The sequence below is a fragment of the Catenibacterium sp. UBA627 genome (assembly GCF_002299355.1).
Classification (GTDB): Bacteria; Bacillota_I; Bacilli_A; order Erysipelotrichales; family Coprobacillaceae; genus Catenibacterium; species Catenibacterium mitsuoka.
The window spans coordinates 1-12,571 of record NZ_DBPF01000099.1 but is presented as its reverse complement, the minus strand read 5'-3'; the positions used below and the strand labels follow the sequence as shown (position 1 = coordinate 12,571).

The following is a 12,571-nucleotide window of genomic DNA, read 5'->3' as shown; positions in this document are numbered from 1 at the left end:
CAATAAAGGAGTGTTTTCGATGAAACGTAGAATAGAAGAAGTAAAGAAAATTGTTATTAAGGTAGGCTCAAGCTCACTTTGTGACAAAGATGGAAGAATCAACAAAGAAAAAATATTGATGTTAACATGGCAGATTGCCAAACTTAAAAGAGAAGGCTATATCGTTGTTTTAGTCTCTTCAGGAGCTATTGCAGCGGGTATGGGCGCATTAGGACTAGACAGTAAACCGAAAACACTACCGGAAAAACAGGCTTTAGCTGCGATTGGGCAGGCAAGACTAATGGAAATCTATGAAGAAATATTCCAGGTCTTTAATATGAAATGTTCTCAGATCTTATTAAATCATGATGACTTTGATGATCGTCATCGTTTAATGAACTTAAACCATACAATCAATGCACTACTCAATTATGGTGTTGTTCCTATTATTAATGAAAATGATGCTTTGGCAGTAGATGAAATCAAGGTTGGTGACAATGATACATTGGCTTCACTTATTGTTCCTCTAGTAGAAGCACAATTATTAATTCTCGTGAGTGATATTGATGGTCTTTATACAGGCAATCCTCATACTGACCCTGATGCTATGCTTATCCACTATGTAGATAAGATTGATGATACTATTTTGAGCTATGCAGGAGATGCAGTCAGTGGTCTAGGTACAGGTGGCATGGCGACTAAACTAAAAGCGGCTCAAATGGTCAATGCATTAGGTAGTCATATGTGTATTGTGAATGGACAGAAAGAAAACAGTATATTAAATGCTTTAGATAATGAAGGGACTTGGTTCAATGGCGCTTCTGGCACAAATATGAATGCAAGAAGACATTGGATTGCCTATCGTACTAAACCAAGAGGAACAATTATAGTTGATGCAGGATGTAGAAAAGCGATTGTTGATAAACATGTCAGTCTTTTACCTACAGGTATTAAAGATGTGGAAGGAAGATTCTTAGAGGGACAGGTTGTTGATATCAAGGACGAAGAGTTAAATACAATTGCGAAGGGTGTAGTCAATTATGCCAGTGATGAAATCAGACTGATCAAGGGACACCAGTCTTCTGAAATAGATGACATATTACATCGTCATGACTATGATGAAGTAGTACATGCAAATAACATGGTTGTATTGGAGGAAAGATAATGAATACATTATTAGAAACACAATTAAAGCGTGCAAAAGCAGCTGCACGTCTTTTAAAGAATATGCCTACTTGCACAAAGAATCAGGCACTAGATAAAATCGCCGACGCATTAATTGCACATAGTGATGAAATTCTAGAAGCCAACAAAAAAGATATGGCACATGCCAAGGAAGTCAATATGACAAAAGCAATGCAGGATAGACTCTTATTTACCTATGAGCGTATTGTAGGAGTGAGTGAAGGAGTCAAGAAGGTAGCTACATTACCTGATCCTATTGGTGAAGTGATGGAATCCTGGACAAGACCAAATGGTCTAAAGATTTCTAAGGTGAGAGTGCCTATTGGTGTATTTGGAATTATTTATGAAGCCCGTCCTAATGTGACTGTAGATATTGCCTCTCTTTGCTTAAAATCAGGCAATGCATGTGTTTTAAGAGGTGGCAAAGAAGCCATTCATACAAATAAGAAATTAGTAGAAATTATGAAGGATGCCACTAAAGACATCTTGCCAGAAGGGGTGATTGAACTGATTACAGAACTAGATCACGCCATCGTAGGAGAACTCATCCATGCCAATGAATATGTGGATGTTATTGTACCTAGAGGTGGTGCTGGACTCATTCAGTTTGTTGTTAAGAATGCAACAGTACCTGTTATTGAAACAGGCGCTGGTATCTGTCATCTTTATGTTGACAAGGATGCAGACCTTAATAAAGCATTAACTATTGCAGTCAATGCGAAGATCCAGAGACCTTCAGTATGTAATGCGATAGAAACAATACTTGTACATAAGGATGTGGCAGACAAGTTCTTACCTGAACTTAAAAAAGCCTTTGAAAAAGTAGAAATCAAAGGGGATGATGCAACATGTCAAATCATTAACTGTGAACATGTTACAGATGACAGTTATGCAACAGAGTATGATGACTATATTGTGAATATTAGAGTTGTTCACTCAGTAGAAGAAGCAATCAATCATATTTATACATATTCTACAAAGCATTCAGAATCCATTATTACTGAAAATGATGAAACAGCCGCATTATTCATGAACAGTTTAGATAGTGCCTGTGTTTATCATAATGCCTCTACAAGATTCTCAGATGGTGGAGAATTTGGCTTTGGGGCAGAACTGGGTATCAGTACACAGAAACTTCATGCCAGAGGCCCACTTGGTTTAAAAGAAATGTGTTCTTACCAATACAAAATTGAAGGAAATGGCCAGATTAGAGAGTAGTAAAAATTACTACTCTTTTTTATTGACAATAGTTAGCACCCTAACTATAATGTTTAGCATGCTAACTAATGATAAGGAGGTGTACTATGGATATGCAAGAGAATGTCAAAGTGATGATGGATAAGGTCGCAGTACTTAGAAAAGTAGTAGGAAAGTATATGATGCGTAACTTTAAGGATATGCCTTTAACAGGTGATCAATCACGCTTGTTATTTGTGATTAAAGAACATGGTCATTCTCAAAAAGAAGTGGCACAATGTCTTCATGTTTCTGATGCAACACTTTCAGTAAGAATCAAGCGTCTAGAAGAAGCAGGCTATATTATTCGTGAACAGAATCCTCAAGATAAACGTCATTCTACAGTGCGTTTAAGTAAATTGGGTGAAGAGTATTTAGAAACCTGTAAGGATAAGATGAGGCATATGGAAGAAGTGTGCAGCAGAGGACTCACAAAAGAAGATCATGATACCGTATTACATATGATTGATATGATTATTAAGAATATGGAAGATGAATTAATGGAGGAAGACGATGCTTAAACTAAAGAAATATTTTAAGAAATATTGGCTATTATTTGTATTAGCCATCGTTTGTATATTTGGACAGGCCTATACTGAATTAACACTTCCTGATTATATGTCAGATATCGTATCTAGCGGTATTCAGGCAGGAGGCTTCGATTCAGCTATATCTCCTGTATTAAGTGAAGAAACTTATAATCATTTATTATTATTTGTCTCTTCCAAAGATCAAAAAGTATTAGAAAATGTGTATAAGAAGACTCCTGCAAAGGATGTGGACAAGTCTTATTATAAGACATTCAAGAAAGCAAAGAATCAGACTTTATATATCTTAAAGAAAGATGCAGATGAAGAAAAACTCAATAAAGTATTAACTAAGCCCATGTTGATTGTTCATTCTATGAATAAGATGAAACCTGGTACAAAGCAGTATAAGTCATTTGAAACAAAGATTGATTCAGCCATTAATTCTGCTAAGGAAGGGTATCAAAAAGGCTTAGATGGCTATAATAAAGGTTTAGAACAGTATAATGCTGGCATGGATAAATACAATCAGGGTGTGAAGCAGTATGAACAGATGCAGACTGCTATTAAGCAGTATGATAGTGCATTAAACGCACTAAACACTCAGTTTGGTTCATATGAAAAAGCCAAAGAAATGCAGAACACTTTAACAGCACAATATAATGCATTACCTGAGGGTGAGGCAAAAACAAAGCTTCAGGCTCAATTAGCCGGTATTTCTCAGGCAGTCGCTGGTTATGAAAAACTCAATGCCTCAGCAGGTCAGATGGCGCAAATGAAGAGCCAGTCTTCAACAATCAAGAAACAGCTTGATCAGGCTAAAGAAAAAGTCGCTTCTGCAAAACCTCAATTAGATGAATCTAAGAAGAAACTAGATGATGCAAAAGCACAGATTGATGCCATGGAAACACATTTAAACAATGGAGATATTTATTATTTCATTGGTTCAATGAGTGAAGAAGAACGTAATAAGATGTTTGAAAGCGTTGATAAGCAGGTAAAGACTATGGGTGAATCTACAATGAAGATTGCAGCTGGTGAAGGTGTTAAAGCGGAATATAAGAAGCTTGGTGCGGATGTCAATAAAGTACAGAACCAGTATATTGCCCATAAAGGTATTCAGATGTTAGCTATTGCCTTACTTGGTGTTGTGGCTTCTATCTGTGTTGCATTCTTAGCATCTAGACTTGGTGCAGCAGTTGCAAGAGATTTACGTTTAGCTGTATTTAAGAAGGTTGAAAGCTTCTCTAATACTGAATTCAATAAGTTCTCTACAGCCTCTTTAATTACTCGTAGTACAAATGATATTGTTCAGATCCAGATGGTTCTTGTGATAATCGTAAGAATGTGTATGCTTGCTCCAATAAATGGTATTGGTGGTATTATGAAGGCTGTTAAGAACTCACCATCCATGACTTGGATGATCTTCTTAGTTGTCATCATTATCTTTGGAGTATTAGGTGTTACTTTCTCTATCGCAATGCCTAAATTCAAGATTATCCAGCAATTAATTGATAAGTTAAACTTAGCTATGAGAGAAAACCTTTCAGGTATTCTTGTCATTCGTGCATTTGGAAATGAAGAAGAATCTGAAAAACGTTTTGATCAGGCAAACAAGGATTTAACACATACAAACTTATTTGTTAATAGAGTGATGGTCTCATTAATGCCTATCATGATGTTTATCATGCAGGGTATGACTTTACTTATTATCTACTTTGGGGCAAAGCAAGTTGATTTAGGTAATATTGCGATTGGTGAAATGATGGCCTTCTTACAGTATGCCATGATTATCGTTATGAGTTTCTTGATGGTCGCAATGATTGCAGTTATGTTACCTCGTGCAAGTGTTGCTGCAAACCGTGTGGCAGAAGTATTAAATACTGAACCTACAATTAAAAATCCAGAACAGATCACTTCTTTTGATGAAGATAAGAAAGGTTTAATAGAATTCAAACATGTATCATTTAAGTATCCTGGTGCTGATGAACCAGTCTTAACTGATATTGACTTTACAGCCCGTCCTGGTCAAACAACAGCCTTTATTGGTTCAACAGGTTCAGGTAAATCAACACTTATTAACCTTATTCCTCGTTTCTATGATGTCACTGAAGGTGAAGTGATGGTAGATGGTGTGGATGTAAGACATGTTTCCATGCATGATTTAAGAGAACGCATTGGTGTAGTACCTCAGAAGGGATTATTATTCTCAGGTACAATTGAATCAAATATTAAATATGGTGCCCCTGATTTATCTGATGAAGAATTGGCTGAAGTGATTGATGTCGCGCAGGCAAAAGAATTCATTGAAACAAAACCATTGGGCGTTGAAGAACCTATTGCACAGGGTGGTACAAACGTATCAGGTGGACAGAAACAGCGTCTCGCAATTGCAAGAGCACTTGCAAAGAATCCTGAAATTCTTATTTTTGATGATAGCTTCTCAGCACTTGACTTCAAGACTGATGCCACACTTAGAAAACGTCTAGGAGAAATGACTGCAAAGACACATAATACTGTCTTAATCGTTGGACAGCGTATTGCATCTATCATGCATGCTGATCAGATCATCGTACTTGATGAAGGTAAGATTGTAGGAAAAGGCACACATGAAGAATTAATGAAAACATGTTCTGTCTATCAGGAAATTGCCTTATCTCAGTTATCAAAGGAGGAATTGGACAATGAATAAAAATCGTCGCGCTCCAATGGGTATGGGCAGAGGCCGTGGTAATAATGAAAAAGCTAAGGATTTAGGTGGTACATTAAAGAAGTTACTCGCATACTTAAAACCATATCATTTCAAGATTTGTATGGTTATGGTATTTGCGATATGTTCTACTATCTTTAATATTCTAGGTCCTAAAATTCTTGCGAAAGCAACAGATAAATTATCAGAAGGTATCATGGCGAAGGTAGCCAATACTGGTGGTATTGATTTTAATTATATCGTCAAGATATTATTGATTCTTGTCGTGTTATATGTAGCAAGTTCACTCTTCAGCTATATTATGGGTTGGATCATCTCTGGTGTTTCACAGGACGCAGCCTTCTCACTAAGAAAAGATATTTCTGAAAAGATGAACCGTTTACCACTTTCTTATTTTGATAAGCATACAAGTGGTGATATCCTCTCTCGTGTAACTAACGATATTGATACAATCGCTCAGTCACTTAACCAGTCTTTATCTACACTTATTTCTAACGTAGTCACTCTTGTTGGTATCTTTATTATGATGCTTACAATCAGCTGGCAGATGACTTTAATTGCAGTTGTAGTATTACCTGTATCAATGACCTTGATGCGTTTAGTTATGAAGCATTCACAGAAATACTTCATTCAGCAGCAGAACTCACTTGGTGATGTCAATGGTCATATTGAAGAAATGTATGGTGGACATCAGGTAGTCAAAGCGTTCAATGGCGAAGAAAAATCTGTAGAACAGTTTGAACAATACAATGAATCACTTTATACATCTGCATGGAAATCACAATTCTTTGGATCACTCATGATGCCTATCAGTAACTTTATCGGTAATATCGGTTATGTAGGTGTTTGTATTATCGGTGGTATTCTAGCAGGCTCTAAAACAATTACTATTGGTGATATCCAGGCATTTATCCAGTATGTTAGACAGTTCAACCAGCCAATCTCACAGATTGCTCAGGCGGCTAACTTATTACAAAGTACGGGTGCAGCGGCAGAACGTGTCTTTGAATTCTTAGAGGAAGAAGAACTTACAGAAGACTCAGCCACTCTTACAACTGAAGAAGTACAGAATATGAAGGGTGCTGTCACTTTTGCGGATGTTCACTTTGGTTATAATCCAGATAAGATCATCATCAATGACTTCTCACTCCATGTTCATGCCGGTCAGAAGGTGGCCATTGTTGGTCCGACTGGTGCAGGTAAAACTACTATTATTAAGTTATTAATGCGTTTCTATGAACTCAATGGTGGTTCTATCATGATTGATGGTGAAGATATCACTCAAATGAAACGTAGTGATCTTCGTTCATTATTTGGTATGGTATTACAGGATACATGGTTATTTAATGGTACTATCATGGATAACTTGAAATATGGTCGATTAGATGCCACTGATGAAGAAGTCAAAAAAGCATGCATGAGTGCGCATGTTGACCACTTTATTCATACATTATCTGATGGCTATAACACTATGATCAATGAAGAATCTTCTAATATCAGTGCAGGTCAGAAGCAGTTATTGACTATTGCTCGTGCCTTCTTAAAGGATCCTAAGATTTTGATTCTTGATGAAGCAACATCCTCAGTTGATACAAGAACAGAAGTATTAATTCAGCAGGGGATGGATGAATTAATGAAGAATAGAACATCATTTGTTATTGCGCATCGTCTTTCTACTATTAGAGATGCAGATACAATCATCGTTATGCGTGATGGTGATATTGTAGAAATCGGTAATCATGAAGGATTACTTAAAGAAAATGGTTTCTATGCAACACTTTATCGTTCACAATTTGAAAATGGACAGTAAAAAGACTTGATAGTCACTTGACTATCAAGTCTTTTTTGTATAAGATACAAAAAATATTTTGAAAGGAGGAGAACATGTCATGATATTAAGACAAGCAGTTATAGGTGATATAGAAGCTATCTCTCATATAGAGTCTCTATGTTTTCCTAAAGCTGAAGCAGCGACTTATGAGCAGTTTAAAGAACGCTTTAATGCCTTCTCAGAGAACTTTCTTGTATTAGAAGATAAAGATGTTATTGGCTTTATTAATGGGAATACATCGAATATTAAAGGCTTACCAGATGCATTCTATGAAGATGCTTCATTACATGATCCGAGTGGTGATTATATGACAGTCTTTGGCTTAGATGTACATCCTGATTATCAGCATCAAGGCTTAGCACATATGCTTATGAATGGTTATATCACTCTTGCGAAGGAGCGAAATAAAAAAGGAATCTTCCTTACTTGTAAAGATCACTTGATTGGCTTTTATGAAAGTTTTGGCTATAAGCATCTTGGTGTCTCTTCTTCTACTCATGGAGAAGCAAAATGGAATGATATGTATCTGGAGGTATGAATGTAGAAGTGATTAATGTAGGGACTGAACTTCTTCTTGGTGAAATCATCAACACAGAAGCTCCGGTACTCTTTAAGATGTGTAAGGAATTAGGATTTGATATTTATCATCAGACGACTGTGGGTGATAATCCACAACGTTTATTAGAATGTCTCGATATTGCGTTTAAAAGAGGGGCTGATTGTGTCATCACTACTGCAGGACTTGGTCCAACGCAGGATGATTTGACTAAGGAACTCTCAGCAGAATATCTAGGACTAGAACTTGTCTATAACGAAGAAGAAGCCCGTAAGGTGGATGAAAAATGTCGCTTTGTGACAGGACTCGATGTTGTTTCTGACAACAACTTCAAACAGGCTTATTTCCCAGAAAATGCTTATATATTAGAGAATGATTTAGGAACAGCCAATGGCTGTGTGATGAGCAAGGATGGTAAGATGATCATCAACCTTCCTGGTCCACCTAAGGAATTCAATTATGTCTTAGAACATTCTTTAAAACCTTATCTAGAACAATATCGCCAGGAACAGATCTTTACATTAGATTATCTTGTAATGGGTATTGGGGAAAGTATGATTGATGAAAAACTGACAGAAACTCAATATAAACAAACAGATGTCACTCTTGCGATGTATGCAGGAGAAGGCTATGTGAGAGTACGCATAGCGACTAAAGCTAAAACAAAAGAAGAAGCTTATCAACATATGACCCCAATGAGGAATGAGATAGAAACACTATTAAAAGGCTATCTGATTCCAGGAGGTTCTATAGAAAAAGCCCTCAAAGACATCATGGTCCCTATTCAATTCATAGGGGATATAGATGTTCCCACATGGTTTAAGCCTTATGTAAAAAAGGATGCTGACTTAGTTATTTATTCTAAGGTGGAGCATGTCTCTTTAGGTGATCAGGTCACTATCCATGTGAATAACGATAAAGGATTTACAGATGGGATGCTGAAGGATTATCATCTTTCAATGAATCGTTTGACAAGCAAACTACAGCTTTATCTTTATCGTTATTTAAAAAACAGTTTACCCCTATAGTGGATAAACTGTTTGAATCGCTTCTATGACATGAAGAAAGATGTCATGAAGATTAGAAATATCAACAAGCACATCTCCACACTCTAATGAGTGATTTGCATCACGATAGAGAATAAGTGGAATATGTGCTTCATCACATGCACATTGAATGAGATTCGTCTTGGCCCATGGGTCATTTGTGCCATGGAAGGCAATACCATTTAAGCTATACTTGAAAGTCGCAGCAAGTGGTGTGAAATAAATAGAATACGCATTCACATGATGTTCTTCATTGAAACGTGCACTAATGGCAGTACCAATACTTTTTGATACAAATAGGATTTCATCATAAGTAGAAAATGGAATATCTTTAAGAATTTCTTCAGTCTGCGCATAACCAATATCTTCAGCCTGCTTAATTAATTCATCTTTATCTTTTATATGAGGAAAGTGTTTATAGTTCACTTCAATGATCTCATAGCCATAGGCTGATAAACATTTTTTAGAGTAGTAGAGGAGTGGTTTATCACAATGATAACCAATTCCAGGAAATAGAACTGCTAGTTTTTTCATCAAATCACCTCGTGTGATTTGATTATAGCACTTATTCACATAATTTCATTGATTTAACGAGAGTTTTATGTTTTACATAATGTTTTTTATCCTCTATAATATAGTTGTATTTTAATGAAAGAAAGGATGAACATAAATGGCAGGAGTCGTTGTTGTTGGAAGCCAGTGGGGCGACGAAGGAAAAGGAAAGGTTACAGATTATCTTGCACAGCAGGCAGATCTAGTAGTGAGATATTCTGGAGGTAATAATGCAGGTCATACTATTAAATTTAATGGCCAGAAATTTGCCTTAAGACTTATTCCTAGCGGAATCTTTACAACTGGTGAAGTTGTATTAGGCAACGGAATGGTTATCAATCCTAAAGCTTTACTTGAAGAAATGAAGTATTTAAATGATGCAGGTATCAAGACTGATAAGATGCACATCTCAGATCGTGCACATGTCACTTTACCTTATCATATTGAAATTGACAAATTAGAAGAAGAAATGCGTGGTGCTGCAAGTATCGGTACAACTAAGAAAGGTATTGGACCTACTTATGTAGATAAATATGACCGTATCGGTATTCGTATTGGTGAATTCATTAATGAACCATTATTCAAGAAGAGACTTGAAGAAACATTAGCATTCAAGAAGAAACAGTATCCTGGATTACAGTGTACTGCAGAAGAAATCTTTGAAGAATATAAGGAATATGCTAAAGTAATCAAACCTATGGTTTGTGATACTGGTATCTTTTTAGATGAAGCATTCCAGGCAAAGAAGAAAATCTTATTTGAAGGTGCTCAGGGTACTATGCTTGATATTGATTATGGTACTTATCCATATGTAACAAGTTCTAACCCAGGTGCTAATGGCGTACCATCTGGTGCAAGCATTGGTCCTCTTTATTTAACAGATGTAGTAGGTGTTATTAAGGCTTATACTACTCGTGTTGGTTCTGGTGCTTTCCCTACTGAAATTGAAGGTGAATTAGCTGATTATATCAGAACTGCAGGTAATGAATTTGGTACAGTAACTAAGAGACCTAGAAGAATCGGCTGGTTCGATGCAGTTGTCGTTAACCAGTCAAGAAGAATGGCTTCATTAACTGGATGTTCATTAATGTTGTTAGATGTATTAACTGGTTTAGATACTATTAAGATTTGTACTGCTTACATGTTAGATGGTAAAGAAATCCATGGTTTACCTTCTACTATTGAAGAATTAGAAAGAGTAGAACCAGTTTATGTAGAATTACCAGGCTGGAAGGAAGATATCACAAATGTCACTTCATTTGAAGAACTTCCTGTCAATGCTCAGAACTATATCAAGAAGATTGAAGAACTTATTCACTGCCCAGTGATAATGTTCTCGGTTGGACCTGATCGTACTCAGACAATTGTGCTTAAGGATGTATTTTAATAAATAAATAGTAAAGGAGAACTTATGAAGAGAGAATTAGTACTGGTTATTGATTTTGGTGGCCAATACAATCAGCTCGTAGCGCGAAGAGTTCGTGAAAGCAACGTATATTGTGAAATCTATTCATATAAGGTTGCTATGCAGAAAATCAAAGAACTCAACCCTAAAGGAATCATCTTAACTGGTGGTCCTAATAGCTGCTATGAAGAAGGAGCTGCAACATGCGAAAAAGAACTTTTTGAATGTGGTGTTCCTGTACTTGGCTTATGTTATGGTGCTCAGCTAATGCAGTATGTATTAGGTGGAAATGTAGAAGCTGCACCTACTAGAGAATATGGAAAGACTGAAATCGTTGTTGATACAACTTCACCACTATTCTCAAATGTATCTGAAAAGACAGTATGCTGGATGAGTCATAATGACTATATTTCAGCTTTAGCTCCTGGGTTCAAATCTGTAGCACATTCTGATGAATGCCCAGTTGCAGCATGTGAAAACAGAGAAAAGAACCTTTATGGTATTCAGTTCCATCCAGAAGTATTACATACGGCAGAAGGTAAGAAGATGTTAAGAAACTTCGTAATCGATGTATGTGGATGTTCTGGTGACTGGAAGATGGATTCTTTCGTAGAAGAATCTATTAAAGCAATCAGAGAAAAAGTTGGCGATGGTAAAGTGTTATGTGCTTTATCTGGAGGTGTTGACTCTTCTGTTGCAGCAGTCTTATTATCTAAGGCTATCGGAAATCAGTTAACTTGTGTATTTGTAGACCACGGTTTACTTCGTAAAAACGAAGGTGATGAAGTTGAAGCTGTATTTGGTAAAGATGGCAGTTATGACTTAAACTTCATCAGAGTGAATGCACAGGAAAGATATTATTCTAAGCTTAAGGGTGTAACTGAACCTGAAAGCAAGAGAAAAATCATCGGTGAAGAATTCATCAGAGTCTTTGAAGAAGAATCAAAGAAGATTGGTGCCGTTGATTTCTTAGTACAAGGCACTATTTATCCAGATGTTGTAGAAAGCGGTCTTGGAGGAGAATCTGCAGTGATCAAGTCTCACCATAATGTTGGTGGATTACCTGATTGTGTAGATTTCAAAGAAATCATTGAACCATTAAGAGACTTATTCAAGGATGAAGTAAGAAAAGTTGGTCTTGAACTTGGTATTCCAGAATATTTAGTATTCAGACAGCCATTCCCAGGACCAGGTCTTGGTATTAGAATCATTGGTGAAGTTACTGCAGAAAAGGTACGTATGGTACAGGATGCAGATGCGATTTATAGAGAAGAAATTGCGAATGCTGGATTAGATCGTTCTATCGGTCAGTATTTTGCAGCATTAACTAACATGCAGTCAGTAGGTGTTATGGGTGATGAAAGAACTTATGACTATGCTGTTGCATTAAGAGCAGTTAATACTGTTGATTTCATGACTGCAGAAGCAGCTGAAATCCCTTATGAAGTATTAAATAAGACTATGAATAGAATCATCAATGAAGTACGTGGTGTGAATAGAGTAATGTATGATATTACATCTAAGCCACCTGGAACTATTGAGTT

10 protein-coding genes are annotated in these 12,571 nt (G+C 36.5%); 9 read left to right on the top strand and 1 reads right to left on the bottom strand.

Annotated features, from left to right (window positions below; genetic code table 11):
• The first annotated feature begins 19 nt into the window (after positions 1 to 19).
• The 7 genes from proB (at position 20) to B2S90_RS06240 (ending at position 9,052) form a co-directional block, all read left to right on the top strand.
• On the top strand, positions 20 to 1,144 hold the full coding sequence (gene proB, locus B2S90_RS06270) for a glutamate 5-kinase (protein ID WP_286696736.1): 1,125 nt from the start codon (positions 20 to 22) through the stop codon (positions 1,142 to 1,144).
• The gene (locus B2S90_RS06265) at positions 1,144 to 2,382 is read left to right on the top strand and encodes a glutamate-5-semialdehyde dehydrogenase (protein ID WP_286696735.1); all 1,239 of its coding nucleotides are present in this window, start codon (positions 1,144 to 1,146) and stop codon (positions 2,380 to 2,382) included. Before proB ends, B2S90_RS06265 begins: the two co-directional genes overlap by 1 nt.
• Before the next feature lie 86 nt (positions 2,383 to 2,468).
• Complete coding sequence (locus B2S90_RS06260) at positions 2,469 to 2,921, top strand: MarR family winged helix-turn-helix transcriptional regulator (RefSeq protein WP_055232661.1); 453 nt, start codon at positions 2,469 to 2,471, stop codon at positions 2,919 to 2,921.
• A complete protein-coding gene (locus B2S90_RS06255) occupies positions 2,914 to 5,619 on the top strand; it encodes an ATP-binding cassette domain-containing protein (protein WP_286696734.1) in 2,706 nt (901 codons plus the stop codon). Before B2S90_RS06260 ends, B2S90_RS06255 begins: the two co-directional genes overlap by 8 nt.
• Entirely contained in the window at positions 5,612 to 7,447 is a 1,836-nt protein-coding gene (locus tag B2S90_RS06250) for an ABC transporter ATP-binding protein (protein ID WP_286696733.1), read from the top strand. The genes B2S90_RS06255 and B2S90_RS06250 overlap by 8 nt, the downstream gene beginning before the upstream one ends.
• A gap of 79 nt (positions 7,448 to 7,526) precedes the next feature.
• Positions 7,527 to 8,006: a GNAT family N-acetyltransferase gene (locus B2S90_RS06245; protein WP_055232658.1), complete on the top strand. Its 480-nt coding sequence runs from the start codon at positions 7,527 to 7,529 to the stop codon at positions 8,004 to 8,006.
• Complete coding sequence (locus tag B2S90_RS06240; RefSeq protein ID WP_286696732.1) at positions 8,003 to 9,052, top strand: molybdopterin-binding protein; 1,050 nt, start codon at positions 8,003 to 8,005, stop codon at positions 9,050 to 9,052. Before B2S90_RS06245 ends, B2S90_RS06240 begins: the two co-directional genes overlap by 4 nt.
• On the opposite strand, the gene B2S90_RS06235 is transcribed toward B2S90_RS06240, so the two are convergent.
• Positions 9,047 to 9,604 carry a hypothetical protein gene (locus tag B2S90_RS06235; protein ID WP_055232654.1) on the bottom strand — a complete coding sequence of 186 codons (558 nt, stop codon included), beginning with the start codon at positions 9,602 to 9,604 and terminating at the stop codon, positions 9,047 to 9,049. The genes B2S90_RS06240 and B2S90_RS06235 overlap by 6 nt on opposite strands.
• 136 nt (positions 9,605 to 9,740) lie before the next feature.
• Between B2S90_RS06235 and B2S90_RS06230 the strand changes: the two genes are divergently transcribed.
• Together B2S90_RS06230 and guaA are read left to right on the top strand one after the other, a co-directional pair.
• Entirely contained in the window at positions 9,741 to 11,009 is a 1,269-nt protein-coding gene (locus B2S90_RS06230; RefSeq protein ID WP_055232652.1) for an adenylosuccinate synthase, read from the top strand.
• A gap of 24 nt (positions 11,010 to 11,033) precedes the next feature.
• Positions 11,034 to 12,571, top strand: a 1,538-nt coding sequence (gene guaA, locus B2S90_RS06225; protein WP_286696731.1) for a glutamine-hydrolyzing GMP synthase, incomplete at its 3' end; no start/stop codon positions are given.

Bases quoted from the DNA above. Each gene is read 5' to 3' on its own strand.
- B2S90_RS06240 (WP_286696732.1), top strand. From the start codon at position 8,003: ATGAATGTAGAAGTGATTAATGTAGGGACTGAACTTCTTCTTGGTGAA.
- B2S90_RS06230 (WP_055232652.1), top strand. From the start codon at position 9,741: ATGGCAGGAGTCGTTGTTGTTGGAAGCCAGTGGGGCGACGAAGGAAAA.
- B2S90_RS06265 (WP_286696735.1), top strand. From the start codon at position 1,144: ATGAATACATTATTAGAAACACAATTAAAGCGTGCAAAAGCAGCTGCA.
- B2S90_RS06245 (WP_055232658.1), top strand. From the start codon at position 7,527: ATGATATTAAGACAAGCAGTTATAGGTGATATAGAAGCTATCTCTCAT.
- B2S90_RS06255 (WP_286696734.1), top strand. From the start codon at position 2,914: ATGCTTAAACTAAAGAAATATTTTAAGAAATATTGGCTATTATTTGTA.
- B2S90_RS06260 (WP_055232661.1), top strand. From the start codon at position 2,469: ATGGATATGCAAGAGAATGTCAAAGTGATGATGGATAAGGTCGCAGTA.
- B2S90_RS06235 (WP_055232654.1), bottom strand. From the start codon at position 9,604: ATGAAAAAACTAGCAGTTCTATTTCCTGGAATTGGTTATCATTGTGAT.
- proB (WP_286696736.1), top strand. From the start codon at position 20: ATGAAACGTAGAATAGAAGAAGTAAAGAAAATTGTTATTAAGGTAGGC.
- B2S90_RS06250 (WP_286696733.1), top strand. From the start codon at position 5,612: ATGAATAAAAATCGTCGCGCTCCAATGGGTATGGGCAGAGGCCGTGGT.